Genomic DNA, 26,781 nt, shown 5'->3' on the forward strand with positions numbered 1-26,781 from the left:
CTAGCTATTGACCAAATGGGCGTAAAAGCCACCCTGTGCAAGCAAATCAGCATGATTTCCTTCTTCAACAATCTTGCCCTGATCCAAGACAACCACCTTCTCTGTCCGCTCAGCAATGGTCAAGCGGTGAGCAATGAAAATCAAGGTCTTGTCTAAAGCCATGAGATTATCCACAATCCGCTTCTCTGTCAAAATATCCAAACTGCTGGTCGCCTCATCCAAAATCAAGACAGGCGCATCTGTCAAGAGAGCACGCGCCAGAGCAATTCTCTGACGTTGACCACCTGAAATTCCTGCCCCATCCGAAGTCAATTCTGTCTGGTAATTCAGTGGCATGCGCTCGATATCCTCCCGAATCTCTGCCAATTCGACCGCCCGTAAGATATCCTCTTGAGTCGTCCCCTCCTTGGCTCCAAGGAGAAGATTCTCCAAAATCGTTCCATTAAAGACATAGGGCTGTTGAGGCAGATAGTTGATATACTGGCGCAGGGCCTTTTTATCAATCTGATTGAGATTGACACCACCCAGACTAATCTCTCCCTGACTTGGGTCGTAAAAATTAACCATCATCTTAGCCAAAGTCGTCTTACCTGACCCTGAAATTCCCACAAAAGCCACCTTAGAGCCTTGAGGAATGATCAAATTGATATCTGACAAGACATCTCGACCATAGCCATACTTGTAGGAAACCTGCTTGAAGTTCATCTCTCCCTTCATCAAGCTCAAATCCTCAACTGTTTTCTTCTCCTCAAACTCAGAAGCTACCAGATAAACCTCATTCAGACGGTTATTGGCAACCTGCGCTGTCTGAAGCTTTGTTTGCAGATTAATGATATTTTCCAAAGGATTGGTAAAGTAAACAAGCAAGGTATTATAGGTAATCAACTGCCCCAAACTCATCTTGCCATCCATGACCAGAACAGCCCCCATCCAGAGAATTCCGACATTGAGCAAGAGATGGGCAACTTTTTTCAGAGCCTTTTGCTGACTCTCTGCCCGACTATAGGTAAAGGATTTTTTCAGATAATCCACAAATTCCTTGTCAATCTTTTGGTAACGCTGACTTTCACTGGTCAAAGACTTGATAGTCTCAATACCATTGATGTCCTCAATGATAGAAGAAGACAGAACCGCATTGGCTTCCATAGTGTCCCGATTCATCTTTTCAAACGGCTTCATAAAAGCAAAGATAATCACTGTATAGATCGGAAGCGCCAGTAAAGTCATAAAAAAGAGATTGGTATTTTGTGAAAATAAAACAAGGGAAATAATGACAACCGTTGACACATCTAGAAAAATCGAAAGAATGGTCGAAGCCAGCGCATCGATGATACTGTTAGCATCTATAAAACGAGACACGATTTCCCCTGTTCTGCGTGTCGCAAAGAAGGACATGGGCAAGTGAAAAACATGCTTGATATAGGACAAAATCACATCAATCGACAAGCGTTGCCCCAAAACAAGTAAGAGATACTCCTGAGCGTAAGACAAGACCTGCTGGAGAATATAAACGATAACCAGCCCAATAGAAATAATCCCCAACGTCGAACGCATCTGATCTGGCACATAGGTATCAATGATAGACTGCAGATAATAAGAACCCGCAATGTTAATCAAGGTTACCAAGAGTGTTGCCAAAACGATATTAACAATCAAGCCACGCTGCTTCACTAATATAGGGATAAAAGAGAGCAAACCATTCTTTTGATCCTTATGAGGCTTGTAGTCTGGACTAGGTGCCATAAAAAGAGTCACTCCTGTCCATTCTTCCGCAAAGCGCTCACGTGGTAGTTTGGTCAATTTCACCCCAGGATCTGGATCGGCAATATGAATGCTGTCCTTGTCCTGCCCAGTCACCACATAGTAGTGGAGCAATTTCCCTTCCTTAAGCACATGGGCAACAAAAGGAAAAGTCAAATCTGGCAAGTCAAAGAGCGTCATGTCTGCTTTGATTGCTCGCGTCTCAAAACCAATCTCCTCTGCCACCTTGACCAAGCCCAAAGCCGTCGTACCATCCATGGTTGTCTTAGCCAATTCTCGCAAGTGAGCCAAAGAATAATAACTACCATAGTAGCCAAAAACCATGGCTAATGAAGCTACACCGCAGTCCATCTGATCCACCTGCGGACGATAGTGACGTTTCCCAAATTTCATATTCATCTCCTTTTCCTAATACTCAATGAAAATCAAAGAGCAAACTAGGAAACTAGCCGCAGGCTGCTCAAAACACTGTTTTGAGGTTGTAGATAGGACTGACGAAGTCAGTCACATATATACGGCAAGGCGACGTTGACGTGGTTTGAATTTGATTTTCGAAGAGTATAAACTCATCTGATAATACCTATCTTACCCCAATTCCCAAACAAAAACTGGACTTCCTTCCCAAATGCACCTATCTACCTCCCAAATGCACTTTTAAGATAAAAAAATAGGCAGAACAAATGTCCTGCCTAGAAAATATAAGAATTCCAAGTTAATAAAACCGAAATGATTTCGTGTCATTATTAAGTAAAGAAAAGAAATTTTAGTATTTCTAAAAACTATTTATAATAGACACTATAGCATTAAATAAAAATGGTACAGAAAATACTACTGTCAATCTTAAATTTTTAAATCTCGCATAATTTGTTATCCCAATTAGTAATACTGTCAATATGCTGAAATAAGCAAACTTTATATCCGATGGATTAAATAAGTAACAAAGTAAAATGCTAAAACTTAAGGTTATATTTTTAGATAAAAGAACATCTCCAAAGTTCCTCTTATCCTTATCAAAAAATAATGTAATCAGAAAGAGAGAAAATCCATATTCAATAAGAGTTGCTATAAATGTGAAAACAACAGAAATCACTGTCAATATTATTTCTATTTTAATTGTAAAAAGATTAGATAGTTCAGATAATTTATCAATTTGTTCATTTAAAATTCCCGACTTCATCAGTAAATCAATAAACAGATATAAAAGAAAAAGATAAATAATCAGATTCATTAACTTGTATAAACTATTATTTGTTTGAAATTTCATAAACCCGTCCTTCCTCTATTAAAATCCTTTGAGATTTGCTAATCAATTCTTGATGCAATAAATTATGAGATACATATATAATAGTAGAGCTTTCTTTCATGGAAATTAAGCGATTAGCAATCATATCAATACTTCTTGCATCCACTGTTGATAAGGTCTCATCAATAAAAATATAATCCCAATTTTTAGCAAAAATTAAGGATAAGCCTAATTTGAATTTTGTTCCAGTAGAGGCTGTCATATAGTTATCTCCGATTTTGTTATCAAAAAAAGTATTAATTTGTTCTTTATCCTCAAATGATAGATGAATTTGAAAAGAATCACACAATAACTGCAAATTTTCTTCTATAGTGAATGGAATACCCCCAAGCTGATTGGTATCAAGGTATAGTACATCTTTGGAGACACAATTCTTTAAACCACTATCAAAAGTCTCTAGCCCAGCTAAAAGTTGTAGAAGGGTGCTCTTTCCTGAACCATTCTCTCCTTCAACTCTGTAAATTCCCTTATCAATCTCGAGTGATATATTTTTCAGTATACATTTATCATAACTTTTGGATTCATTTTCAATTTTCATAATTTAATTCCCTCTATCAACGCTGCTAAAATTAATAAAAGATAAGAAATGATATACCATTTTAAATTACTTTTTATATAAATAAGTATATTTTTAATTCCCCTATCCTTCAATAATCGGTATAAAAGATACTGACTCATACCTTGATACCAAATAAAATTCGGTATTTCAATAAGACCATGAGGTAATATTCCTTTTATTGTAGCTACTATTCCAATCATCTGACCAGATATACCCAATTGTATTCCTAAAGATAGCAAATCAAAAAGTTGCAATAAGGGCGAAATCGGAAAACAGAATAGATATAGCAAAAAATTTGTAGAATTTGCCTGTAAAACTGTCAATGTAAATTGTAATTCCAGTTTCGGAGGTATAGTAGCAAAAGTCTCACTTTTTAATATAAAGCTTAAAAGTAAACCTAGTGAAAAACAGACTATACAAAATAACACATAGTAAATCAGAAAACCACTTTTTCTCATCTAATGCTCCCTACTAAAGTTAAAAATATTATCAGAAAACAATATAAAACCAGAAAACTCCATCTCAATAAACTAACTGTACCTTTAATTAAAAATAGAGCTTTCTTATAATAGACATAGGCTATAAAATAATTGAATGGAATCAATAACAAATTCAACAAAATACTTTTTATATCATTACTATAACTTGTCACCGGAATCAAACATAACAACAATGAAAATTGTAAGAAAGAGATTAAATGCGTCAACATCATTAGTTGTGCATTCTTAAAAAAGAAATTTATTTTAGAATGATTGAGAGCAGATAATTGAAGTAAAGCGAGATCTACCCCAATTGAGGATTTATGATTCCCTATTATTGCCTCCATTAATGTGATATATATTGAGGTATAAAGAAATAATATTGATATTTTTGTGCCATCAATTGATAACATCGTCATCATATACCAAAATAGATAGGAAAGGAGAATACTAATCAAAATAAAAGAAAAAGTTAACCCTTTATTTAACCAACAAAAACGAAGCAATATAAATAGACTGCTACGAAATCTTTTTTGACTCATTCGACTGCTTTTAAAATAGAAATTACTCGCATGATTATCTAATATCCCCATGACTAAAATAAAATAATTGAGTAGTATGGCATAAATTACAACTTGTCCTTGTTCTATAGACAATAGTCCTATAGATAAAAATAAGAACAATTTACTTATAATTGAAAACAAACTAGGTAGAATTAAAGAAATAATTTGAATAACTATCAAACAAAGAGTAATGGATAAATAAAAATATCCAATAATGTCTAGAAAATACAAAACAAATAAATAAATGAATGATTGTAAAATTTGGAAAGAATAATATTTCTTGACAATGGCAAGAAGATAGAGAAAAATATAGTTTTTCCTTATATAGAAAGTATTTATTTTTTTACTTTGAATAGGCAGTTTCATATTATAACGATTCAAAGTAGCGTAATCTACTACCAAAAAAAGTAAAAATAATTTCCCTTGAAAAGGAAGATAGCTTTTAAAATAGATTGACAAACTTATGATAACAAAAAACAAAAGGGTTATCCCAATAAAATTAAGATAACCTAAAATACTTTCACATTCTTTTTTAGAAAGTATTTTCATCTAGTTCTACCATAGAGCTGCTTTAGCAGCACTTTTCTTTTTCAACATATAAAGAACTGTTGCTGCAATACCCGAACCAATAGAACCTACTCCTGTGATTGCACCTACAATTGAAATTACTGCTGTAACTGTACTATAAGCACTAATCAAATTGACTACAGTAGCAGCAGATCCTGTCGAAATTCCTAATGTCCCAGCCAACATAGGAAAAGAAACAACACCTAAGCTTAACCAACTAATGACTGCTAACATTGCTGAAACAATGAGAAATTTATTATGAAATTCCATTCTTTTAGATTTCATTTTAGTGTACTCCTTTTGTATATTATTTATGTTTTATTGAGAGTTAATTCGCACATGTTGTATTCCTAACTCTCTTCAAATGTTCGTCTATATTTTATACTACTTTTATTAACATATCTATAATAAATAAACTACTACATTTTCCTAGATTATCAAATTACTTTTATACGATTACTACCTCCTTTTTAGTTTACACTTCCTACATCATAAATAAACATACTCAATCCTCACAATCTTCAAATCACTCTTTTTTATATCATTGAAAATTAAGTTTCATCCTCTATACTAATGTAGGAAACCTATTAAAACATTCCTTTAATCCAATATAAGAATACTTTATTCCATTAACCTCTACCTGATATTATAGATAGAACCAGACTCCTATACTTAAAAGGACAAATAACGTTCCAACCATAATAAACCTCCTTTCTTTTTGGAATCGCTTTCTTTATGGGTTTAGTATAACAAAAACATGAAAAAACAACATGACTTAGAAGTCAGGTTGTTGGGAAATCTATTTGTTTTTCTGCTAAGATTCTCTGAACTAATACCTGATCGTCTAGCAATTCTGCTAGAGAAATCGCTTTTTCATAGAAACTTTCTGCCTCTAAAATATTCTTTTCTACAAATAAAGCATATTTTGCCTTTAGCAAAAATAGATGAGGTCGGTAAAAAACATGTCTTGTTTTAGCAATAATTTTCTCAAATGTTTGAATATATATCAGACTATCTTCTGTCTGAATTTGGATAAATAGGCTCAGAAGAACTTTTTCCATCTGAGCTAGGCTAGCCTTATCTTCATATTCTGAACATAGCAATACTTTTTGAGCTAACTCCTCAAAATGTTCTTTATCTTCTAATCCCATAGCACAACAAAAGAAATACAATTCAATAATCAACAAATCATTTACAGAAAAATATTTCTTTTTTAATAGCTGCTGGAAATATTCTTCCACCAATCCTAAACCGTAGGTCGCATCTGAACTACCATAAATATCAAAACGAGCTTGTGTCACATCTACAATTAACTGCTCTTCCTCAGGCAAATTCTCATAATAGTTTTCATATATTTCCTCAAGTATAGCTTCTTTTCGTTCGATTCTTCCTTTATCAGCGTAGGTTTGAGAATGAATCAGCTCATCTTTTAGTTTTAGGAATGCTTTTGGAATCTCTATAGCCTTAACATCTACAATATTCTGTAATGATACTCCAAGTTTATCCGCAATCAATAATAATTTAGGAAGTGTTGCTAAAGCTTGCCCATTTTCAATACGTGCTAGCTGACGAATCGTCAACTCTGATTCATCTCCACAAATATCTATCTGAGTTTTTCCACGAGATCGCCTAATAGTTTTGATTTTATAACCAATTTCACGTTTCAACTCATCCATAGTAATACTCCTTCAGTTGATTACAAAGATTTCTTTTTCTTCCTAATTCTTTTGTCAATCATGTACAAAACGATAATCGAAAACAGCGGTGGTACAATATAACTCTTTTCACTCATTGTCAGCTGAAATCCCAGAGTTGCTAGTATCTTAAAGATGAAAATATTCATCAAAAATAGAAAAATAAATACTAAAAAATATCTTAAAATCTTCTTCATTTCTTTTCTTCAACTTTCCTAATTTCTACACCTATTTTATCAAAAAATACATATAAAACTCCAAATAAACTCCAAACGATATAAATAAACACCTAAACTGCACTTTTTTTGCAAAAAAATAGGCAGAACAAACGTCCTACCTACTAAAAATATGGTATGAAAGGAAATTGATGTTTTACTGTCACCCTAGGCAAGCTTGGAACAAATAAATCATTGATAGTAACCTTTACGACATCCTATTTAAAGTTCCTTCAATTTCTAATATCCCCGCTATTTCTAAGCTACCTCTGGTATGATCTATTCATGGTCAGAATAGATAACACCGTTCTAAATTACGATTCATCGTTACTCCTTTTAAAGTCCAATGTAATGCATTCTGAGATTATACTCTAGTCATTTTAGCACAGACTAACAAGTCATTCTTAACTGCTCACTCTACTCGCTTTTTATTGACCTTATATCCTAGATAAAAGAGCCCAAATAAAACAGGGTAAATTTCTGGATAAAATAGGGTATTGATTGGATTTTTCAAAATCACATACGTTGCGATGTAGATAATGAGTGATACGGTAAAATATCCCTCAGCAAAACCTAATAAGAATTGTTTCATAATAGACTCCTATTTATACTCAATGAAAATCAAAGAGCAAACTAGGAAGCTAGCCACAGGCTGTACTTGAGTACGGCAAGGCGAAGCTGACGTGGTTTGAATTTGATTTTCGAAGAGTATTACCTGACAAGAATGGCGGAAAAACGCTACCATTCATATACACAAAATCCTTTTGATTCATGTTCTTCATTTATAGTTTTGATTATTTTTTGACAAATCTTTGCGAAAAATACCAAAATATCCTGCGAAAAGCAAACCAACTAAAGTCCATTGCTAATTAAAGGAGACTAACGAACCTGTACGAATCACATGAAGCGCGAGATTAAGAGTTATTCCCAACAAAGGAACATATAGTGGCTAGTTTAGGTAACAATGTATTGAGATTAAGGTTGCAGTAGTTCATTATCTAACGCCCACGACGAGCAAAATCTGAACCGAATTTGTAACCAGCCCCAAATGCGCCAAATGCAATAGCACTTAGACCAAATATAATCGAAATAGGTTCAATCCCTCCTTCAATTACTTGCAAATCTTTCTCATCAACTACTTGAAATTTATCCATTCTTTTCTCCTTTACTTCTATATAATAAAATGAATACCATTAAAAACAATGAAATTGTTGGTATATTAAAATCATCAAACCATGTAGGCAAGGGTAGCTTATTCACATCAGCTACCAACCTGATAATTGTATAAGATATTGAACTAAGTAATACCATAAGCTCAGGCCAAATCTTCAACATTAATTTAACAAATTTCATATATATATACAAAATTATGGTCGATTAGCATAATATCCTGCAGCTATGCCCGCACCTGCTGAAACTGTAGCAAGCGCAGCTACACCTCCAATTAATTTCCAACCAATAACTACACCACCAATAATAATTGGTGCAATTCCCCCATCCACATCCATTAACTCTTCTTCTGTAAGAGCTACAAAGTTCTGTTCCATTTTGTCAAAATTTGTCATCTTTTTTCTCCTTTATTTCTATTTTTTAGTTTACGATTTCTGGCTCTTAAACCATTTTAAAAACCAGAATAGATAAATTACTGAATTCCTTTTCGTCTCACTTATCTATTTGAGAAGTGATTTAAAATGAACAGGTAAATTTCATTTATTTTAAATACCATTTGATAAACCATGGCAATAAGATTGGTAAATACATCGCGTAGTCTCCTTCCTTTTCCTCTTACTTATCTATTCGAAAAACAATTCAAAAATGTACAACTAATTAAATTTTATTTAAAAAATAATTTAGTAAACCATGGGTAGAACATTGATATAAACATGAACTAGGCTCCTTTCGTTTCCCTCTTACTTATCTATTTGAAAAACAATCCAAAAACGTACAACCAAATTAAATTTTATTTAAAAAATAATTTAATGTACCATGAATAGAAAATTGGTAGATACATGAAGCAAACTCCTTTCCTTTTCTTCTCACTTATCTATTCGAAAAAGAATTCGAAAATGTACAACTAAATTAAATTTATTTGAAAAATAATTTAGTAAACCATGGGTAGAACATTGATATAAACATGAATCAGACTCCTCTCTTTTTCCTCTTACCTATTTATTCGAAAAAGAATTCGAAAACGTACAACTAAATTAAATTTATTTGAAAAATAATTTAGTAAACCATGGGTAGAACATTGATATAAACATGAATCAGACTCCTCTCTTTTTCCTCTTACCTATTTATTCGAAAAAGAATTCGAAAACGTACAACCAAATTAAATTTTATTTAAAAAATAATTTAATGAACCATGGATAAAAACCGGTCACATACATAAATATTCCTCCTTTTCTTCCTTATCTATCTATTCGTAATTCCCACTAAAAGTTCTAAATTTTTTATTTTTCCTGACAATAAAAAAGCAACACGACTTGCATGTTGCTTCTTACTATTCTTTACTTTTGACGACTTCTACCACATCTCCTACACTTTGGAGTTGGTCAATTTCCTCATCGCTGATTTCGATATTAAATTCATCTTCCAGTGTCAAGATAAACTCCATCAAGTCAACTGAGTCCGCATCCAAATCGTCTTTCAGACTCAAGGATTCTGTCACGACAAAGTCCTCTCCCTGTCGCTCTTGGATAATGGTCACAATACGGTCAAAAATTTCTTTTTCTGTCATCTCTTTTATTCTCCTGAAAATTCACGCGCAGTCTGGGCAACTACGTCTGTTTCTAGCATGGTACGAATCTGGCGAATCGTACTATAAACAGCCTTGGCATCGCTTGAGCCATGAGTCTTGACAACTGGTGCCTTGACACCAAACAAGACTGCTCCACCAACATCTGAGTAGTTGAGCTGTTTTTTCAAACCTCTGAGGCTATCCTTGAGAAGGAGGGCACCTAGTTTCGCTCGAAGACCACCACCTGTAATAGCGGTCTTGAGCAAGTCCATGATTCCCATAGCTGTCCCTTCGATGGATTTGAGTACAGCGTTTCCCGTGAAACCATCTGCCACGACAACATCCGCAACGCCATTCATCAAATCACGCGCTTCCACGTTTCCGATAAAGTTCAAACTTTCATCAGCCGCCAGCAATTCATAGGTTTCCTTACGAAGCGGGTCGCCCTTACTACTCTCTGTTCCGTTGTTAAGCAAGCCAACGCGTGGTTGCGCAATTCCACGGACATTTTTAGCATAGAAGGAACCTAGGACAGCGTATTGATGGAGGTGCTGGGCTGTATTTTCCGCATTGGCACCGAGGTCCAGCATGTCAAAACCTTTTCCATCTACAGTCGGCAAGGTCGACATAAGCCCAGGTCGATCGATATTCTTGATACGACCCACGATGAAAAATCCTGCTGCTAGTAAAGCACCTGTATTCCCAGCCGAGAGTATAGCATCTGCCTCTCCATCTTTGACAGCCTTGGCCGCCAAGACCATACTGGCATTTTTCTTCTTCCGAATAGCTCTTGTAGGTTCATCGTCCGAATCAATCTTCTCATCCGTATGGATAATGCTAACGCGCTCTGTCGCTGTCAGATATTGCTTGATTTTAGCTTCATCTCCGTAGAGTTGAACCTCGATATCTGAAAAGTCAGCTAGGGCTTGATTGACACCCTCAACGATGGCTTGGGGTGCGTAATCGCCCCCCATGGCATCTACTGCGATTTTTTTCATTTCTTTTCCTCTTTTAGTAATTGTCCCCAGTCTGCTAGGGAATCAATAAATTTCTTTGATTTTAGGTGAATCCCAACGTACTCTTCATAGAGTTGATCTATAAACTGGCGTAGTTCTTGCTTGATTTCAGGCTTGAGCGAAATGGTCTCCAAGGTTTCAAAATCAATAGCTTGAAATTGATTGAGCAGATAAGGGATATTGGGATTGAGATGGCAACGTCTCTCATCCTCATGATAATGCTCTGGACAGAGGCAGGCTCCATATTTGAAAGAAAAGTCAAAAGCCTGACCAACCCGATGGCAAAAGACACACTCATTAAAATTGAGGCTAATCCCAAATCGAGTCAAGATTTGAATTTCAAAAATGTTAGTCAAAACCTGATAATCCAAGCCAGCTTCCATCAATTCCAAAGTCTTTTGCAAAAAAGCAAACAAGGGAGCATCCTGCTGATTATCCTGCAAACTAGCATCAGCAAGAGCTGCCACATAGGTCGCATAAGCCATGACAAAGAGGTCGCTATTAATCTTGGGAAAAGTCATCACCTCATGATAGTCCTCGATGTAGCTGAGCCCGTCATCATTGATTCGCAGGAGAAATCGTGCCAACACCAAGGGTTGAATAACAGGCGCCAGTTTGGATTGACCAGCATGTTTAACGAAAAACATCCGTTTCCCAGCCTGCTCTGTAAAAATCTTGACTAGCTTGTCATCCTCACGAAAATTGCGATTGTAGAGCACCAAGCCTTGACTCGTGATAGACTGAATCATGCTTCTCTCATGTACTCCTCAAGTCGTTTCATGGCTTCTTTGATCGTCTCCATGCTGGCTGCATAAGACAGACGAACATATCCTTCTCCGTAGCGACCAAAAGCTGCACCAGGGATAAAGGCAACAGCCTTCTTCTGGGCAAAATCTTTCAGAAAAGCAAAAGAATCTTGATTGTAACCCGCTGGAATCTTAGCAAAGATATAGAAGGCACCGTCTGGTTTGATAATCTCAAAACCAAGAGCAGTCATTTTCTCGATAATATAGTCCCGACGCTGGATGTATTCCTTCTTCATAGGTTCCGCATCGTTTTTACCAGCCGTCAAGGCTTCTACCGCAGCATGTTGAGCCATGGTATTTGCGGCAGTAACCAAATATTGGTGACTCTTGATTAACTGGGCTGTAAAGGCCGCAGGAGCAAAAATCAGCCCCAAACGCCAACCTGTCATGGCATGCGATTTAGACAAACCATTGATGATAATAGCCTGATCTCTCAACATGGTTCCCAGAGACACATGGGCTTCCCCTGTGTAGGTCAATTCTGAGTAAACCTCATCACAGACAACGAAAATCTCATACTTGCGTAAAACAGCTGCCAAAGCTTCCAACTGCTCCCGATTATAAGTAATTCCTGTCGGATTGGCTGGATAATTGAGAATAACCGCCTTGAGCTTGTCACCCTGCTCCAAAATGGCCTTTTCCAACATCTCAGGAGTCAAGACAAACCCATTTTCAGTTGTGTCAATCTCGACAATCTCTGCCCCAACTAGATTGACAATTGGCTCATAGCCTGGATAGGCAGGAGCTGGCAAGAGCACCTTGTCTCCCTCTTCCAAAATAGCTGTCAAAGTAGCAGATAAGGCCTCTGTCGCCCCAATTGTAACCAAGATTTCATTTTCAGGAGCATAGTCCAGTTGGTACTTTTCCTTAACAAAGTCACTGGCTGCCTGACGTAGAGTCAGCAGACCACTCATCCCTGTATAGTAGGATTGGTTCTGATCAATCGCTCGCTTGGCCGCCTCCTTGACATGATCTGGCGTTGTAAAGTCAGGTTCCCCCAAAGTCAAACGCAAGACCCCAGGAATCTCCGAAATAGCCTGGTCAAACTGACGAATCAACGAAACTTGAATCTTATCTAACTGTTTATTAAAGCGCTTAGTTAAGTCCATAGATACCTCCTACTTTCAAAACGTATCTCTATTATACTACAAAAGCCCCCCGACCGCAAAAATACATTATAGAATAGCTTTCCACTTTCTATTTTACTTTTCCTGTTGACAGGTCTATAATGGTAACAGATTCTATTTGGAGGTTTTTATGTCATTTCTATCAAAAAATGGAGCAGGTATCTTGGCCTGCTTTCTCATTTCTATCGTATCTTGGTACTTAGGAGGATTCTTCCCTGTTATTGGCGCGCCCGTTTTTGCCATTTTCATAGGTATGCTCCTACATCCCTTTCTCTCGTCCTATAAACAACTGGATGCTGGGTTGACCTTTAGTTCTAAAAAATTGCTCCAATATGCCGTTGTCTTGCTTGGTTTTGGTCTCAATATCTCTCAAGTCTTCGCAGTCGGGCAATCTTCACTCCCTGTTATCCTTTCCACCATCTCAATAGCCTTGATTGTTGCCTATCTCTTCCAGCGTTTCTTTGCAATGGACACAAAACTGGCTACCTTGATTGGAGTGGGTTCTTCCATCTGTGGGGGCTCTGCCATTGCAGCGACAGCGCCCGTTATCCATGCAAAGGAAAAGGAAGTAGCCCAAGCCATCTCCGTTATCTTTTTCTTCAACGTCTTGGCTGCGCTCATCTTTCCAACCCTAGGCACCTGGCTTCATCTATCCAATGACGGCTTCGCCCTCTTTGCAGGAACTGCAGTCAACGATACTTCCTCTGTAACGGCTACCGCCAGCTCTTGGGACAGTCTCTACCAGACTAATACCCTCGAATCCGCAACCATTGTCAAACTTACGCGGACACTGGCTATCATCCCCATCACTCTCTTTCTCTCCTACTGGCAAAGTCGCGAGCAAAAAAATAAGCAAGGATTACAACTGAAAAAAGTCTTCCCACTTTTTATCCTTTACTTTATCCTTGCATCTCTCCTAACCACCCTGCTGACCTCTCTCGGTGTGTCCAGTAGTTTCTTTACCCCTCTCAAACAACTCTCCAAATTCCTCATTATCATGGCCATGAGTGCTATCGGTCTCAAAACCAATCTGGTAGCTATGGTCAAATCCAGTGGAAAATCCATTATTCTCGGAGCCATCTGCTGGATTGCCATCATCCTCACCAGTCTTGGTATGCAGATCCTTATCGGCATTTTCTAACACTCTTCTAAAATCTCTTCAAGCCACGTCAACGTCGCCTTACCGTAGGTATGGTTACTGACTTCGTCAGTTCTATCCACAACCTCAAAACAGTGTTTCGAGCTGACTTCGTCAGTTCTATCTGCAACTTCAAAATAGTGTTTTGAGCAACCTGCGGCTAGTTTCCTCTTTGCTCTTTGATTTTCATTGAGTATAACACAAAAGGTAGCCCACCAGCTACCTTTTTCTTATGCTTCCTCAATCAAGCGTGTATGTTCTCTCTTGATACAGCGATTCATCACAATGTCATCGCATCCACCAGCACGCAAAATATCTTCTGCTTCCAGACTTTCAAGTCCCAGCTGTGCCCAAAAAATCTTGGCATTAGCCTTGAGAAAATCACGCGCCACATCTGGCAAAAACTCACTGCGACGGTAAACATTGACAATATCTACAGGAAAAGGAATCTCTGCTAGGCTAGCATAAGCCTTTTCACCCAAGATTTCGCCACCTGCCGCCTTGGGATTGACTGGGATGATTTTATAACCCCGCGCCTGCATTTCCTTGGTCACTCGATTGCTGGTTGTTTCCTCGCGGTCAGACAAACCCACCACAGCAAGGGTTTTACTCGTTGCTAGATACTGACGAATCACGCCATCACTTGGATTGATAAATTCTTGACTCATAGAAATCCTCCTTTTTCATCAGTATAGCACATTTTGAAAAGGCTTGCATAATTCTACTACAAAAAAGGAGGACTAGCCCCCTTTTTATTTAGCCTCGTACCAGGTTGCCCCTTCATTTTCATCTGCGATGAGGGGAACACTGAGTTGAATGGCTTCTTCCATGGTTTGTTTGACCAATTTTTTCATCTCTGCCAATTCAGACTTAGGAACTTCAAGGACGATTTCATCGTGCACTTGTAACAGCATCTTAGTCTGATAACCACCTGCAACCAATGCTTTATCTAGCTGAATCATAGCAATCTTGAGAATATCTGCCGCCGAACCCTGAATAGGAGAGTTGATGGCCGTTCGCTCTGCAAAACCACGAATATTGAAGTTACGCGAATTGATATCTGGCAACTCACGACGACGCTTGAAGAGGGTCTCTACATAGCCCTTATCACGCGCCTCACGCACCACTTCATCCATGTAGTTTTTAATACCTGGGAAGCGTTCAAAGTAGGTATCAATATAGGCTTTGGCTTCCTTACGGCTAATGCCTAAATTATTAGACAAACCAAAATCTGAAATCCCGTAAACCACTCCAAAGTTAACCGCCTTGGCATTGCGACGGTCGTTTGCAGTCACATCCTCAGGACGCTCAATGCCAAAGACCCGCATGGCTGTCGAAGTATGAATGTCAGCACCCTCTTGGAAGGCCTTAATCAAGTGCTCATCCTTAGAAATATGCGCCAAAACGCGCAATTCAATCTGTGAATAGTCGGAGCTGAGAAGGACACTATCCTCCCACTCAGGTACAAAAGCTTTACGAATGAGACGCCCCTGTTCCAAACGCACAGGAATATTTTGCAAGTTTGGATCCACACTAGACAGACGCCCAGTCTGGGTCAAATCCTGCACATAGCGAGTATGAATCTTGCCATCAGCCAAAATCCAGTCCTGCAAGCCAATCACATAAGTAGACTGAATCTTGGCAATCTGACGGTAGTCTAGGATTTTCTTAACAATCGGAGCAATAGGAGCCAGGCGCTCCAAGACATCCACCGCTGTCGAATAACCTGTCTTGGTTTTCTTAGTGTATTCTAAAGGTAACCCCAATTTTTCAAAGAGAAGGACACCCAACTGCTTAGGCGAGTTGATATTAAATTCTTCACCAGCCAGTTCATAAATCTCCTGAGTTAGTTTTTCAATGACAAGCTCATTTTCAACCTGCATCTCAAGCAAGGTCTCTTTCTTGACCGTAATACCAGCAATTTCCATCTTAGCAAGGACAAAGGCTAGAGGTTGCTCCATATCATAAAGAAGCTCTAATTGCCCATTTTCACTGAGTTTTTCAAGTAAAACAGGTTCTGTTTCGACCAAAACAGCAAGCTTACGAGCCAAGTGCTCCAAGAATTTCTCACGTTCAGGAATAGCCTTCTTGACTCCCTTACCATAGAAAGTCTCATCATCAACCAAATAAGTCTGACCATAAAGACTAGCAATAGTCGCAATTTCATTGCCCTCCACAGTCGAAAGGAGGTATTTAGCCAAACGACTGTCAAAAGCAGGCGCCTGCAAATCCACACCAAAACGATGCAAGAGAACTTTAGCCTTCTTAAAGTCATAAACTCTCAGAGGGGTTTTTTCTAGAAAATCCTTGAAAATAGGCTCTTGCAACAGCTCAAGCTTGTCTGTTGCATAGAGCTTATAGCCACAAGACCAAGCAAAACCAACCAAATCATCCGTATGGTAATTCTCACCAAAAAGCTCAAAATGGAAGATAGACTCTTCACTCAGCATATCTTGACTAACTTGATCAACGATAGTAAAGTCCAAACTCTCAGCCACATCAGCTGACGACACATTTAAAGCCTGTTTGAGCTGTTTAAAACCCATCTCATCGTAGAATTTCCCAAGATTTTCCACATCTGGACCACTATAGACCAAATCCTCCAAACTAATCTCAATCGGTGCCTTGGTATCAATGGTCGCCAGTGTTTTTGACAAAAAAGCCTGTTCCTTGTCATTGATGAGATTTTCCTTCATCTTAGAAGCCTTCATCCCATCAATATTTTCATAAATCCCCTCAAGCGAACCATGCTCCAGCAAGAGCTTGATACCCGTCTTTTCACCAATTTTAGTAACTCCAGGGATATTATCCGACTTATCACCCATGAGCGCCTTGAGATCGATAAACTGAGTCGGTGTGATGCTCATCTTTTCCATAAGATATTCTGGCGTAAAGGCCTCAAACTCAGCCACACCTTTCTTGGAAATTTCAACCACCGTATGCTCATCCGTCAGCTGAATCAAATCCTTGTCCCCACTGACAATGGTAATATCAAAACCATCTTGCTCAGCTAGTTTATCCAGTGTACCAATGATGTCATCCGCCTCATACTGAGCCAACTCATAGTGACGAATTCCCATATAATCCAGTAACTCACGAATGAAGGGAAATTGCTCACGAAACTCATCGGGAGTCTTAGCTCGACCACCCTTATAGTCCGCATACATCTCTGTACGGAAGGTCGTCTTTCCCGCATCAAAAGCCACCAAAATATGACTAGGCTCAATCCGTTCCAATAAATGACTTAACATCAACTGAAAGCCATAAATGGCATTGGTATGCAAGCCAGCCGCATTCTTAAAACGGTCCAACTGTTGATAGAGCGCAAAAAAAGCCCGAAAAGCAACAGAAGACCCATCAATTAATAATAATTTTTTCTTATCCATACACCCATTATAAAGGAAAGCATCAAAAAATACCATTGGGAAGAGTTAGACCAAGTATTTTTCATACTTTTCCCTAATATAATCATTTAGTTTTAAAAAAGCGCTCCAAGCATTCAAAAACATTTGGGACTTCCCTTAATAAATCTGTTACTTCCTTTTTCAAGATAGCCCAAGATTGCTCAATAGGATTCAAATCCGGTGAATAAGGTGGTAGAGGTAAGAAAAAGTGTTTATCTTAAATGCAAAGTTCATCCAAAATGTTCTTGGGATGAAAACTAGCATTGTCCATAACAATAACATGAGATGGCTTTAAAGCTGCCCATACTGAAGGGACAGCACAAGCAAAATGTGCCGCAATTTCCCGTAAGAAAGCATCTGGATGAGCCTCTACAAAGGCCTTCAACTCCTCCAAAGGGATTTTCCGATTTTTGACGACTCGCTTTTTCCGCTATAAGTGTCCTTGTTCACGTCTTTCTTTTCCCAAGTGAAGAGAGTTCTGACGCCAACATCAAAAGCCTTGGGCACCTTGACATGGCTGTGTCCCTCTTTGATGTAATCTAATGCTCCTTATTTAAAATCTGTACTATAGTAGATTGAATATAGTACAGGATATTTTGATTGCTAAAAAATTTTTAGAAATTCATTTTTCTTTTCTAATCAATTTGTTTACATCTTATTTCAATCCATTATATATGCCATAGCTTTACTATGATATGCTTTTTTAAAACTAAGCAATTATATTTATAAACCATGACATAAAAAAAGGAGCATCTCCAACTACGGAAATGCTCCTTTTTTTTGATAGTTAGAAGCGAGTTTTTACCCAGCCTCTTGGTCATTAAATCTTTTTCTCAATACTGAAAAGTGGAGAAAGTGGGCGTTTTTCATGGATACGTACAATAGCATCACCCAGTAGATGAGCAATCGAAATCTGTTCAATCTTATCAATCAAACGCTCTTCTGACAGATAGATGGTATCCAAAACAACCAATTTCTTGATAGCTGAATTTTGGATATTGTCCATAGCTGGACCAGAAAGAACTGGGTGCGTACAGCTTGCATAGACTTCAACAGCACCAGCTTCTGCAAGAGCATCTGCCGCATGACAAATCGTTCCAGCTGTATCAATCATATCATCAATCAAGATACAAGTCTTGCCTTCGACCTTACCGATGATGTTCATGACTTCACTAGTATTCATCTTATCAACGCTACGACGTTTGTCAATGATAGCAATAGATGTTTTCAAAAATTCTGCCAACTTACGAGCACGAGTCACCCCTCCATGGTCTGGACTGACAACCACATAGTCAGAACCAACCATACCACGACGCTCAAAATAATCCGCAATCAGAGGAGCTCCCATCAAATGATCCACAGGAATATCAAAGAATCCTTGAATCTGCGCAGCATGCAAGTCGATGGTCAATAAACGATCCACTCCAGCTACTTCAAGCATATTTGCGACAAGTTTTGAAGTGATTGGCTCACGCGCTCTCGCCTTTCTATCCTGACGTGCATACCCATAGTAAGGCATGACAACATTGACAGATTCTGCACTCGCACGCTTCAAAGCATCCACCATAATCAAAATTTCAAGTAGATTGTCATTTACAGGCGAGCTAGTTGATTGTAGGATAAAGACGTGTTTCCCACGGATTGATTCTTCGATGTTGACCTGAATCTCTCCATCTGAAAATTGGCGAACACTTGATTTCCCCAACTCTATCCCAATCTCCTGCGCCACACGTTCTGCCAATTCTTGATTAGAAGAAAGGGCAAACAGCTTTAAATCAGAAAAAGACATGATTTCCTCCGGTATATATGTATCGCTTGTGCTTTTCACAAGATTTTTCCATCTACCATTGTAGCTCTTTTTGCACTATTTTTCAATCAAAAATAAAAGAAGGACACCATATTTGTACCCTTGCATCATTCTTTTGAAAAATATTCTAGTTCATTATCTCATCGTTCTTCTCAACAAAGCGATAAGCCTGATAAAAACCGTAAAGAGCAATAGCTGTAACTACTGGAATCGCTAGTGGCAACTCTGTCTCCAATTCCACAAAAGGAGAATTAAACAGGAAGTGAGTTCCCAAGGCTAAACCTAGGAAAATAAGCCCCTCTTTCTTACCAACCTTCTGTCCTTTATAGGCTCTGTAAAGTAAGTAAACACCTACTACAGCTAGACCTGAAAAAGTCCAGTGAGAGGCAATTCCTGAAATGATACGCTCTAAAATTCTCGAAATAGTAAAGTCAAAGCCCTCTGGCAAATCCGTACGAATGTAGCTAATATCCTCAATCATTTGGAAACCCAAACCAGAAGCAATTCCTAGTAAAAACAAAGATTTTAATTTTCGCACAGGAATCAAAGCCAAAACAAAAACAAGTGGCAATAATTTCAAGGGCTCTTCTACCAAAGGAGCCACAATAGCACTTTCAAAGGCATTTAAAAATGCACTATCTGGAAAAAGAACCCCCAGCAAATCATGGATATAGGTATTAGCAAAGCTAGACAACCAGCCTGAAAGGAACATCCCACCCAATAAAGACAGAATCAAAGCGTTCTTTGGCAATTCCCATTTTTTCCCAATACGGAAAAGGAAATAAAGAGCCGGAATCATGTAAAAGAGAGCTAGAAAGATAGAAACTCCCATTAAGCCATATTCCGCACCTGACATCGAACCATCCGTATAGTAGATGGTTTCATACTGCAAACCAATACATAGCAATAACATAAAAATAAATAAAATACTGTTTTTCTTCATACACTTTCTTTCTAAATGAATTTTTTACAATTCTACGACTGTCATACTTCCTGTATCCACATCGTAAATAGCACCAGAAATAATGACATCATCTGGTATTAGGGGAGACTCGATAAGGAGTTGCATGTCCTCACGTACACTCTCCTCTATATCTTGAAAGGGCAAAAAGTCCTGGTCTGACACATCGACACCTAGTTCCTCTTTTAAATACTCCTGAAAAGGCCCATTTTCAAATGTCTGAGCACCACAGTCTGTATGGTGCAATACCACAATCTCTCTTGTCCCCATTTGTTGCTGGGAAATCACCAGAGAACGAATCATGTCTTCTGTCACTCGACCACCTGCATTCCGCAAGATATGAGCATCCCCAAGTGCCAATCCCAAAGCTTGCGCAACGTGCAGACGAGAGTCCATACAGGTCACAATAGCCACTCTTGTTTTGGGTTTAAGTGGCAGATTTAACTGCCCATGTAGGGCAACATAAGCCTGATTGGCTTGCATAAACTGTTCAAAATACGACACGATTCCCTCCTCGAAAATTTGATAGTCAAATATTTCTCCTATCTTATCATTTTTAAGAGGATTTGTCACAGATTATGCAAATACCTTTTTCAAAACTTCCTGAATCGTTGTCACGCCAATGACCTGAATTTCCTTAGGCGGAGTGATTCCTGTCAAGGAATTCTTAGGTACATAAATCTTAGTAAAACCCAGTTTAGCAGCTTCATTAATGCGCTGCTCGATACGATTCACGCGCCGAATTTCTCCTGTCAAACCAAGCTCCCCAACAAAACATTCCTGAGGATTGGTTGGCTTGTCCTTGTAGCTCGAAGCAATGGCAACTGCAACAGCTAAGTCAATGGCAGGTTCATCCAATTTGACACCGCCAGCAGATTTGAGATAGGCGTCCTGATTTTGCAAGAGAAGACCTGCCCGCTTTTCCAAAACAGCCATAATCAAGCTGGCGCGATTGAAATCAAGTCCTGTCGTCGTACGCTTGGCATTTCCAAACATGGTCGGTGTCACCAAGGCCTGAACCTCCGCCAAAATCGGACGCGTCCCTTCCATAGTCACAACGATGGACGATCCCGTAGCCCCGTCTAAACGCTCCTCTAGAAAAACTTGACTCGGATTGAAGACCTCAACCAAGCCACCCGACTGCATCTCAAAAATCCCAATCTCATTAGTGGAACCAAAACGGTTTTTGACCGCTCTTAAAATACGGAAGGTGTGGTGGCGCTCCCCTTCAAAGTAAAGCACCGTATCCACCATATGCTCCAACATACGAGGCCCAGCCAAGGTTCCTTCCTTGGTCACATGACCTACGATAAAGATGGCAATGTTATTAGTTTTGGCCAGCTGCATAAGTTCAGCCGTCACCTCACGCACTTGAGAAACAGACCCCTGCACCCCTGAAATCTCAGGAGACATAATAGTCTGAATGGAGTCAATAATGAGGAAGTTTGGCTGGATTCTTTCTACCTCAGCTCGAACACTCTGCATATTGGTCTCTGCATAGAGATAAAACTCACTATCGATATCTCCCAAACGCTCTGCACGTAGTTTAATCTGCTGGGCAGACTCCTCCCCACTGACATAGAGAACGGTTCCCACTTGAGACAGCTGGGTCGAAACTTGTAGGAGAAGGGTTGATTTTCCAATCCCAGGATCCCCACCGATGAGGACGAGACTTCCTGGGACCACTCCGCCTCCAAGTACACGGTTGAATTCCTCCATCTCTGTCTTGATTCGATTGACATTGATGGAAGTCACCTCAGCCAGTTTCATGGGCTTGGTTTTCTCCCCTGTCAAGGACACACGCGCATTCTTGACCTCGGCAACCTCAACCTCTTCTACAAAGGAAGACCAAGACCCACAGTTAGGACAACGTCCCAGATATTTAGGGGAATTATACCCACAATTTTGACATACAAATGTCGCTTTTTTCTTTGCGATGATAAACCTCTTTCTATATCTCTAACTCACACTCAATCACTTGGCAAAAATCAATCTTCTCATTTGGCACAAACTGGCGCATGAGCATTCGATGAGCAACAACTACCACAGTCTGATGTTCTCGATACTTAGACATACATTCTAGAAAACGAGACTTCATTTCCGTAGCTGTCTCATATTGAATAGGACTATTAGGAAGTAACTCCCCCTTATTTTCTAGAAACATAGTACGAGCTTTTTCAAAATTATCTGTGCCACTTTCATAGACCTGCCATTCATGCAATAATGGCTCCACTCTCAAAGGAAGTCCCGTAGCACAAACCACATAAGAAGCCGTTTCTAAAGCTCTTGTGACTGCAGAAGATATGATTATTTCAGCTGAAGGAAGCAAGGTATTTTTGCTCAGTTTCTGGGCTTGTTGCCGTCCCTTCTCAGACAAGGGCGCCAAATCTATCCCAAATCCCGTATAAGAACGCTCCTCTATCTCACGATAATCTGGCTCACCATGACGTACAAAGATAATCTTCATCCTAGTTCCCAGTCGATCCAAATCCACCAGTTCGAACGCCATCAGCCGCATCTCCATCTGCTATTAAGAAAGGAGCAAAGATAGCCTGGACAACACGTTCTCCAACTTCAAGAACAACCTCTTGGTCTGTGATATTCTTCATCTGAGCAAAAATATGCCCTTCATTCCCAGGATTTCCATAATAATCCCCATCAATAACCCCAACTGAATTAATTAAAACCAAGCCCTTCTTACGAGGATTTGAAGAACGATCATAGAGGTAGAGTACCTCAGTCGGCTGCATATAAGCCTTAACCCCTGTCGGAACCAAGACAATCTCTCCTGGAGCGATAACTGTGCGCACAGCAACCTTTAAGTCGTAACCAGCCGCATGCGCTGTCTCACGCTTAGGCAATAAATTTTCATCTGTAAAACTAGAAACCAATTCAAAACCACGAATTTTCATCATCTTCTCTTTTCTATTATCATTTATTCTAGATTATTCTATCTTATTTATTCGGAAAAAGCACGAAAAAAAGAGCACACAATTCAAATCGCTTAGGGCTGCTGGATTCCTCCCCTGACCCGCTTCACGCAGAACTGTTGCTCCACTATTTATTATATCACATTCCTATTCATTTTAAAAGCAAAATTATTTTTTCCGTCTATTTCTAAAAAAGTCCTGCATAATAGCTGAGCATTCATCTTCCAAAATTCCCGTTTCAACCTCCACACGATGATTGAGACGCTCATCTGTCAAGATATCGTACAAACTCCCAGCAGCGCCAAATTTCTTGTTTTTAGCCCCATAGACCACGTTTGGAATACGGGCGAGGCCAATCGCCCCACTACACATGACACAGGGCTCAATGGTCACAAAAAGCGTGCAATCCAGCAAGCGCCAACTCTCCTCACTCAGGTTCGCATTCTCTATGGCCATAATCTCTGCATGCATAACCGCTCGTTGCAACTCTTCACGCGCATTATGCCCGCGACCAATGATTTCTCCGTCCTTGACAATCACACAACCAATTGGAATTTCATCGTGTTCAAGAGCAATCTCAGCCTCTCTCAAAGCCTTCCTCATAAAGACTTCTTTTTCTTCAAGCGTATAATCCATCTCTTTTCTCTTTTCCTACTTATCGATTTTATTATTATATCATGAATCCTAATACAAAAAAAGCCACCAAATTTGGTGACTCTATAGGGAGATTATTATGAAAAAGAAAAGTTTAGGATATTTGTTACAACAAGTTAGGAGGTCTTCTTGTAACTGTCTATAGTATACCCGACCTATCTTAAACAAATCTTAAAAATTTCTTACGACCAAACACTTTCTAAAATATTTGTTTGTTCACGACCAGGACCTACTGAGAAAGTAGAAATACGAACGCCAACCAATTCACTCACACGACGAACGTAGTTACGCGCATTCTCAGGAAGCTCCTCCAAATTACGAACTCCAGTGATATCTTCTGACCAACCTGGCAACTCTTCATAGATAGGCTTGCAACGTTTCAATTGCTCAAGACTAGCTGGATAGTAGTCAATACGTTGACCATCAAGATCATAAGCCACACAGATTTTCACTGTATCCAAACCACTCAAAACATCGATAGAGTTCAATGAAAGATTAGTGATACCAGAAACACGGCGGCTATGACGCATCACGACTGAGTCAAACCAACCCACACGACGTGGACGACCAGTTGTTGTACCATATTCATGACCCACTTCACGGATACGTTCTCCCACTTCATCAAACAACTCAGTTGGAAAAGGACCATCTCCTACACGACTCGTATAGGCTTTACATACACCTACAACCTTATCAATCTTACTTGGACCAACACCAGAACCAATTGTCACACCACCAGCCACAGGGTTTGAAGAAGTAACAAATGGATAGGTACCTTGGTCGATATCTAGCATAACACCTTGTGCACCTTCAAAAAGAACACGCTTTCCATTATCAAGTGCATCATTCAAGATAACAGATGTATCTGTCACATATTTCTTGATTTGTTGACCATATTCGTAATATTCTTCAAAAATATCATCGAAATCAATCGCTTTACTGTCATACAATTTTTCAAACAGACGATTCTTCTCAGCAAGGTTACGTTCTAAACGCTCACGGAAAATATCTTTATCCAAAAGATCTGCGATACGAATTCCAACACGAGCAGCCTTGTCCATATAAGCTGGACCAATTCCCTTGATTGTAGTCCCAATCTTATTGTCGCCCTTAGCTTCTTCTTGCAAACGGTCTAACTCGATATGATAAGGCAAAATAACATGCGCGCGATCAGAAATACGCAAGTTATCAGTTGTAACCCCCTCCTCATGAAGATAGCTCAACTCTTTTACAAGAGATTTAGGATTTACAACCATACCATTCCCAATAACAGAGATTTTTTCAGGGAAGAAAATTCCAGATGGAATCAAGTGCAACTTAAATTTCTTACCATCAATCACAATCGTGTGGCCTGCATTATCACCACCTTGGTAACGTGCAATCACTTCTGCATTCGCTGAAAGGAAGTCTGTAATCTTCCCTTTACCTTCATCACCCCATTGGGTACCTACAACAACAACTGAAGTCATAATCTTGTCTGAGCCCTCAGGCTCTTCCTTTCTCACATACATGCAGGAATCTCACCTGCAATTATATCTTACAATTTATTATAAGAAAAAATCGCCTTTTTATCAAGAAGAAACAATAGAAAGATTTGCTATTTCCAACTATTAAAAAATGATTTAGAAAAATAACCAGCTATTTGTTATTATAATTCTATAAAAAAGTAAATTTGTTCGGAAATTTACTCAAAACATCTCAACACGAAATAAATCCCCGATTCATTATCAATTTTTCAAGATACAAACGATAAGCAACACGATAATGGTAAACGATAAAATCCCTACGGCACCCAATCCCATATCTAACTAAATAATAAATTAAAAATTTAAAATGAAAATGTTCCCAGTCAAAATTATCACCAAAGAAAGTAGCATACTCTTCTTCAATATTTCTATAAAAATCCGCCATCTGCTCATAAATTTTTTGTAACATAATCAAAACTCCTTTTCTTTTTATGAACTTATTCTAACAAAAAATTTTAATTAATCATTAATAATTCCTGAATTGTTAAAATACCAACCTCAACAAGAGAAAAAATAGGAAAAGTTGACAGAATAGAAACAAATATCTTACATCAAAAACAAACTATTAAATCCCTAAAAATAAAAAATTTCCTATAAATGATTTACAAAAATTATCCTTATTACAAATCATCCTGTACGATTACCATTGCATTGAATCTTTCTCAGTTTAAGCTATAAAGTGATTGAATAGAAATGAAGCACTTTATAATTATTAAAAAGAAAAGTAACTATAATATTTGTGGCTCTATAATATTTGTAGTGGGTAAATCCCCTATGGATATTATGGAGCCTATTTTGTTGTAGAAAAAAAGTCCCATAAAATCTATAATGAAAAGCGACAAAACAACTCATTAGAAAGAATCATATGGAACAATTACATTTTATCACAAAATTACTAGACATTAAAGACCCTAATATCCAAATTATGGATGTTGTTAATATGGGGTAACTTCTCAAAGTAACTTCCACTTGCCCAACCGAAGTGGAAATTAGTCTAAAACGGATTTTTATGGTGGAATTAAGTGTGAGACGTTTGAGTTAGAAATGAGGTCCACTATGACAAAACATAAACACCTTACCCTTTCAGACCGTAATGATATCCAATTAGGCTTAGAGCGCGGTGAAACCTTCAAAACTATCGGGCAACTTATTCTAAAAGACCCGACTACTGTTTCTAAAGAAGTCAAGCGAAACAGACAAGTCCGAGAGTCTACATGCCATAACCTTCCTTGCCCTCTACTCGATAAGGCTCCCTTTGTCTGTAATGGGTGCCCTAAAAGAAGACAAAATTGTGGCTATCAGAAAATCTTCTACCTCGCTAAACAAGCTCAAAAGCAGTACGAACAAACTCTTGTTGAAGCTCGTGAAGGAACTCCTCTCAATTCCAAGACCTTCTGGGACATGGACAAAGTCATTTCTGATGGGGTTAAAAAGGGACAACACATCTATCATATTCTCAAAACTCACAACCTTGACGTCAGCTCCTCAACTGTCTATCGACACATCCGAAAAGGATACCTATCTATCGCTCCGA

The 26,781-nt window shown here is 38.6% G+C and carries 28 protein-coding genes, 1 other RNA gene and 3 pseudogenes; 2 read left to right on the forward strand and 30 right to left on the reverse strand.

Annotation, left to right across the window (positions count from 1 at the left end; all coding sequences use genetic code 11):
• The 16 genes and pseudogenes from comA to GEZ84_RS08380 all read right to left on the reverse strand — a co-directional run bounded on the left by comA (window position 1) and on the right by GEZ84_RS08380 (window position 12,809).
• Complete coding sequence (gene comA / locus GEZ84_RS08305) at window positions 1–2,154, reverse strand: peptide cleavage/export ABC transporter ComA (RefSeq protein WP_153224187.1); 2,154 nt, start codon at window positions 2,152–2,154, stop codon at window positions 1–3.
• Window positions 2,155–2,533: 379 nt separating this feature from the next.
• Window positions 2,534–3,025, reverse strand: a complete 492-nt coding sequence (locus GEZ84_RS08310) for a hypothetical protein (RefSeq protein WP_153224188.1) — start codon at window positions 3,023–3,025, stop codon at window positions 2,534–2,536.
• Entirely contained in the window at window positions 3,006–3,602 is a 597-nt protein-coding gene (locus tag GEZ84_RS08315; RefSeq protein WP_153224189.1) for an ATP-binding cassette domain-containing protein, read from the reverse strand. Before GEZ84_RS08315 ends, GEZ84_RS08310 begins: the two co-directional genes overlap by 20 nt.
• Window positions 3,599–4,081 carry a stage II sporulation protein M gene (locus GEZ84_RS08320; protein WP_001232095.1) on the reverse strand — a complete coding sequence of 161 codons (483 nt, stop codon included), beginning with the start codon at window positions 4,079–4,081 and terminating at the stop codon, window positions 3,599–3,601. The genes GEZ84_RS08315 and GEZ84_RS08320 overlap by 4 nt, the downstream gene beginning before the upstream one ends.
• The gene (locus GEZ84_RS08325) at window positions 4,078–5,214 is read right to left on the reverse strand and encodes a hypothetical protein (protein WP_153224190.1); all 1,137 of its coding nucleotides are present in this window, start codon (window positions 5,212–5,214) and stop codon (window positions 4,078–4,080) included. The genes GEZ84_RS08320 and GEZ84_RS08325 overlap by 4 nt, the downstream gene beginning before the upstream one ends.
• Window positions 5,215–5,220: 6 nt before the next feature.
• Window positions 5,221–5,517 carry an uberolysin/carnocyclin family circular bacteriocin gene (locus tag GEZ84_RS08330; protein WP_153224191.1) on the reverse strand — a complete coding sequence of 99 codons (297 nt, stop codon included), beginning with the start codon at window positions 5,515–5,517 and terminating at the stop codon, window positions 5,221–5,223.
• A gap of 497 nt (window positions 5,518–6,014) precedes the next feature.
• Entirely contained in the window at window positions 6,015–6,908 is an 894-nt protein-coding gene (locus tag GEZ84_RS08335) for a helix-turn-helix domain-containing protein (protein ID WP_153224192.1), read from the reverse strand.
• Between the two features lie 20 nt (window positions 6,909–6,928).
• Window positions 6,929–7,123 (reverse strand): hypothetical protein, encoded by a 195-nt coding sequence (locus GEZ84_RS10925; protein WP_228113031.1) that lies wholly within the window; start codon window positions 7,121–7,123, stop codon window positions 6,929–6,931.
• Window positions 7,124–7,553: 430 nt separating this feature from the next.
• Complete coding sequence (locus GEZ84_RS08340; RefSeq protein ID WP_153224193.1) at window positions 7,554–7,733, reverse strand: hypothetical protein; 180 nt, start codon at window positions 7,731–7,733, stop codon at window positions 7,554–7,556.
• Window positions 7,734–7,919: 186 nt separating this feature from the next.
• Window positions 7,920–8,136, reverse strand: a pseudogene (locus GEZ84_RS10930) (bacteriocin immunity protein).
• 3 nt (window positions 8,137–8,139) lie between these two features.
• Window positions 8,140–8,295: a smi_0061 family bacteriocin-like peptide gene (locus GEZ84_RS08350; RefSeq protein ID WP_153224194.1), complete on the reverse strand. Its 156-nt coding sequence runs from the start codon at window positions 8,293–8,295 to the stop codon at window positions 8,140–8,142.
• 213 nt (window positions 8,296–8,508) lie between these two features.
• Entirely contained in the window at window positions 8,509–8,706 is a 198-nt protein-coding gene (locus tag GEZ84_RS08360) for a class IIb bacteriocin, lactobin A/cerein 7B family (RefSeq protein WP_153224195.1), read from the reverse strand.
• A gap of 935 nt (window positions 8,707–9,641) precedes the next feature.
• Window positions 9,642–9,878 carry an acyl carrier protein gene (locus GEZ84_RS08365; protein ID WP_000136444.1) on the reverse strand — a complete coding sequence of 79 codons (237 nt, stop codon included), beginning with the start codon at window positions 9,876–9,878 and terminating at the stop codon, window positions 9,642–9,644.
• Window positions 9,879–9,883: 5 nt separating this feature from the next.
• Entirely contained in the window at window positions 9,884–10,876 is a 993-nt protein-coding gene (gene plsX / locus GEZ84_RS08370; RefSeq protein WP_153224196.1) for a phosphate acyltransferase PlsX, read from the reverse strand.
• Complete coding sequence (recO, locus tag GEZ84_RS08375; protein ID WP_153224197.1) at window positions 10,873–11,643, reverse strand: DNA repair protein RecO; 771 nt, start codon at window positions 11,641–11,643, stop codon at window positions 10,873–10,875. The genes plsX and recO overlap by 4 nt, the downstream gene beginning before the upstream one ends.
• Window positions 11,640–12,809 carry a pyridoxal phosphate-dependent aminotransferase gene (locus GEZ84_RS08380; protein WP_153224198.1) on the reverse strand — a complete coding sequence of 390 codons (1,170 nt, stop codon included), beginning with the start codon at window positions 12,807–12,809 and terminating at the stop codon, window positions 11,640–11,642. Before GEZ84_RS08380 ends, recO begins: the two co-directional genes overlap by 4 nt.
• Before the next feature lie 148 nt (window positions 12,810–12,957).
• Here GEZ84_RS08380 and GEZ84_RS08385 point away from each other — a divergent pair, with 148 nt between their 5' ends.
• Complete coding sequence (locus GEZ84_RS08385) at window positions 12,958–13,968, forward strand: YeiH family protein (RefSeq protein WP_153224199.1); 1,011 nt, start codon at window positions 12,958–12,960, stop codon at window positions 13,966–13,968.
• A 227-nt stretch (window positions 13,969–14,195) separates the two neighbouring features.
• Here GEZ84_RS08385 and GEZ84_RS08390 read toward each other — a convergent pair whose 3' ends face one another.
• From GEZ84_RS08390 to comW, 14 genes and pseudogenes are all read right to left on the reverse strand, one after another.
• Window positions 14,196–14,633, reverse strand: coding sequence for a CoA-binding protein (locus tag GEZ84_RS08390; protein ID WP_153224200.1), 438 nt, complete (start codon window positions 14,631–14,633; stop codon window positions 14,196–14,198).
• Window positions 14,634–14,717: 84 nt separating this feature from the next.
• Window positions 14,718–17,351 carry a DNA polymerase I gene (gene polA / locus GEZ84_RS08395; RefSeq protein ID WP_153224201.1) on the reverse strand — a complete coding sequence of 878 codons (2,634 nt, stop codon included), beginning with the start codon at window positions 17,349–17,351 and terminating at the stop codon, window positions 14,718–14,720.
• 82 nt (window positions 17,352–17,433) lie between these two features.
• A pseudogene (locus GEZ84_RS11155) lies at window positions 17,434–17,667 on the reverse strand (transposase); the annotation flags it as partial.
• Window positions 17,668–17,697: 30 nt separating this feature from the next.
• Window positions 17,698–17,763 (reverse strand): annotated as a pseudogene (locus GEZ84_RS11160) (hypothetical protein); the annotation flags it as partial.
• A 426-nt stretch (window positions 17,764–18,189) separates the two neighbouring features.
• Window positions 18,190–19,158 (reverse strand): ribose-phosphate diphosphokinase, encoded by a 969-nt coding sequence (locus GEZ84_RS08410; RefSeq protein WP_153224202.1) that lies wholly within the window; start codon window positions 19,156–19,158, stop codon window positions 18,190–18,192.
• A gap of 145 nt (window positions 19,159–19,303) precedes the next feature.
• Window positions 19,304–20,119, reverse strand: a complete 816-nt coding sequence (locus GEZ84_RS08415) for a PrsW family intramembrane metalloprotease (RefSeq protein WP_153224203.1) — start codon at window positions 20,117–20,119, stop codon at window positions 19,304–19,306.
• Window positions 20,120–20,143: 24 nt separating this feature from the next.
• Window positions 20,144–20,641: a beta-class carbonic anhydrase gene (locus GEZ84_RS08420; RefSeq protein ID WP_004237611.1), complete on the reverse strand. Its 498-nt coding sequence runs from the start codon at window positions 20,639–20,641 to the stop codon at window positions 20,144–20,146.
• Between the two features lie 72 nt (window positions 20,642–20,713).
• Window positions 20,714–22,075, reverse strand: coding sequence for a DNA repair protein RadA (radA, locus tag GEZ84_RS08425; RefSeq protein WP_413777007.1), 1,362 nt, complete (start codon window positions 22,073–22,075; stop codon window positions 20,714–20,716).
• Window positions 22,076–22,088: 13 nt separating this feature from the next.
• Window positions 22,089–22,646: a histidine phosphatase family protein gene (locus tag GEZ84_RS08430; RefSeq protein ID WP_153224204.1), complete on the reverse strand. Its 558-nt coding sequence runs from the start codon at window positions 22,644–22,646 to the stop codon at window positions 22,089–22,091.
• A complete protein-coding gene (locus tag GEZ84_RS08435; protein WP_153224208.1) occupies window positions 22,606–23,049 on the reverse strand; it encodes a dUTP diphosphatase in 444 nt (147 codons plus the stop codon). Before GEZ84_RS08435 ends, GEZ84_RS08430 begins: the two co-directional genes overlap by 41 nt.
• A 56-nt stretch (window positions 23,050–23,105) precedes the next feature.
• An RNA gene (ffs, locus tag GEZ84_RS08440) (signal recognition particle sRNA small type) lies at window positions 23,106–23,203 on the reverse strand.
• Window positions 23,204–23,235: 32 nt separating this feature from the next.
• Window positions 23,236–23,703, reverse strand: a complete 468-nt coding sequence (gene tadA, locus GEZ84_RS08445; protein WP_153224205.1) for a tRNA adenosine(34) deaminase TadA — start codon at window positions 23,701–23,703, stop codon at window positions 23,236–23,238.
• A 200-nt stretch (window positions 23,704–23,903) separates the two neighbouring features.
• Window positions 23,904–25,190 (reverse strand): adenylosuccinate synthase, encoded by a 1,287-nt coding sequence (locus GEZ84_RS08450; protein ID WP_049535464.1) that lies wholly within the window; start codon window positions 25,188–25,190, stop codon window positions 23,904–23,906.
• A 229-nt stretch (window positions 25,191–25,419) separates the two neighbouring features.
• On the reverse strand, window positions 25,420–25,656 hold the full coding sequence (comW, locus tag GEZ84_RS08455) for a sigma(X)-activator ComW (protein WP_153224206.1): 237 nt from the start codon (window positions 25,654–25,656) through the stop codon (window positions 25,420–25,422).
• 647 nt (window positions 25,657–26,303) lie between these two features.
• Between comW and GEZ84_RS08460 the strand changes: the two genes are divergently transcribed.
• Window positions 26,304–26,781, forward strand: a 478-nt coding sequence (locus tag GEZ84_RS08460) for a helix-turn-helix domain-containing protein (RefSeq protein WP_153224207.1), incomplete at its 3' end; no start/stop codon positions are given.

This window comes from Streptococcus mitis, from assembly GCF_009496155.1.
Taxonomy (GTDB): domain Bacteria; phylum Bacillota; class Bacilli; order Lactobacillales; family Streptococcaceae; genus Streptococcus; species Streptococcus mitis_BQ.

Bases quoted from the DNA above. Each gene is read 5' to 3' on its own strand.
- GEZ84_RS08340 (WP_153224193.1), bottom strand. From the start codon at position 7,733: ATGAAACAATTCTTATTAGGTTTTGCTGAGGGATATTTTACCGTATCA.
- GEZ84_RS08430 (WP_153224204.1), bottom strand. From the start codon at position 22,646: ATGGCGTTCGAACTGGTGGATTTGGATCGACTGGGAACTAGGATGAAG.
- comW (WP_153224206.1), bottom strand. From the start codon at position 25,656: ATGTTACAAAAAATTTATGAGCAGATGGCGGATTTTTATAGAAATATT.
- recO (WP_153224197.1), bottom strand. From the start codon at position 11,643: ATGATTCAGTCTATCACGAGTCAAGGCTTGGTGCTCTACAATCGCAAT.
- GEZ84_RS08315 (WP_153224189.1), bottom strand. From the start codon at position 3,602: ATGAAAATTGAAAATGAATCCAAAAGTTATGATAAATGTATACTGAAA.
- GEZ84_RS08450 (WP_049535464.1), bottom strand. From the start codon at position 25,190: ATGACTTCAGTTGTTGTTGTAGGTACCCAATGGGGTGATGAAGGTAAA.
- tadA (WP_153224205.1), bottom strand. From the start codon at position 23,703: ATGGATTATACGCTTGAAGAAAAAGAAGTCTTTATGAGGAAGGCTTTG.
- GEZ84_RS08310 (WP_153224188.1), bottom strand. From the start codon at position 3,025: ATGAAATTTCAAACAAATAATAGTTTATACAAGTTAATGAATCTGATT.
- GEZ84_RS08330 (WP_153224191.1), bottom strand. From the start codon at position 5,517: ATGAAATCTAAAAGAATGGAATTTCATAATAAATTTCTCATTGTTTCA.
- GEZ84_RS08325 (WP_153224190.1), bottom strand. From the start codon at position 5,214: ATGAAAATACTTTCTAAAAAAGAATGTGAAAGTATTTTAGGTTATCTT.
- GEZ84_RS08385 (WP_153224199.1), top strand. From the start codon at position 12,958: ATGTCATTTCTATCAAAAAATGGAGCAGGTATCTTGGCCTGCTTTCTC.
- comA (WP_153224187.1), bottom strand. From the start codon at position 2,154: ATGAAATTTGGGAAACGTCACTATCGTCCGCAGGTGGATCAGATGGAC.
- GEZ84_RS08380 (WP_153224198.1), bottom strand. From the start codon at position 12,809: ATGGACTTAACTAAGCGCTTTAATAAACAGTTAGATAAGATTCAAGTT.
- GEZ84_RS08360 (WP_153224195.1), bottom strand. From the start codon at position 8,706: ATGACAAATTTTGACAAAATGGAACAGAACTTTGTAGCTCTTACAGAA.
- polA (WP_153224201.1), bottom strand. From the start codon at position 17,351: ATGGATAAGAAAAAATTATTATTAATTGATGGGTCTTCTGTTGCTTTT.
- GEZ84_RS10925 (WP_228113031.1), bottom strand. From the start codon at position 7,123: ATGAAGAAGATTTTAAGATATTTTTTAGTATTTATTTTTCTATTTTTG.
- plsX (WP_153224196.1), bottom strand. From the start codon at position 10,876: ATGAAAAAAATCGCAGTAGATGCCATGGGGGGCGATTACGCACCCCAA.
- GEZ84_RS08365 (WP_000136444.1), bottom strand. From the start codon at position 9,878: ATGACAGAAAAAGAAATTTTTGACCGTATTGTGACCATTATCCAAGAG.
- GEZ84_RS08350 (WP_153224194.1), bottom strand. From the start codon at position 8,295: ATGGATAAATTTCAAGTAGTTGATGAGAAAGATTTGCAAGTAATTGAA.
- GEZ84_RS08335 (WP_153224192.1), bottom strand. From the start codon at position 6,908: ATGGATGAGTTGAAACGTGAAATTGGTTATAAAATCAAAACTATTAGG.
- GEZ84_RS08435 (WP_153224208.1), bottom strand. From the start codon at position 23,049: ATGAAAATTCGTGGTTTTGAATTGGTTTCTAGTTTTACAGATGAAAAT.
- GEZ84_RS08410 (WP_153224202.1), bottom strand. From the start codon at position 19,158: ATGTCTTTTTCTGATTTAAAGCTGTTTGCCCTTTCTTCTAATCAAGAA.
- GEZ84_RS08415 (WP_153224203.1), bottom strand. From the start codon at position 20,119: ATGAAGAAAAACAGTATTTTATTTATTTTTATGTTATTGCTATGTATT.
- GEZ84_RS08320 (WP_001232095.1), bottom strand. From the start codon at position 4,081: ATGAGAAAAAGTGGTTTTCTGATTTACTATGTGTTATTTTGTATAGTC.
- GEZ84_RS08390 (WP_153224200.1), bottom strand. From the start codon at position 14,633: ATGAGTCAAGAATTTATCAATCCAAGTGATGGCGTGATTCGTCAGTAT.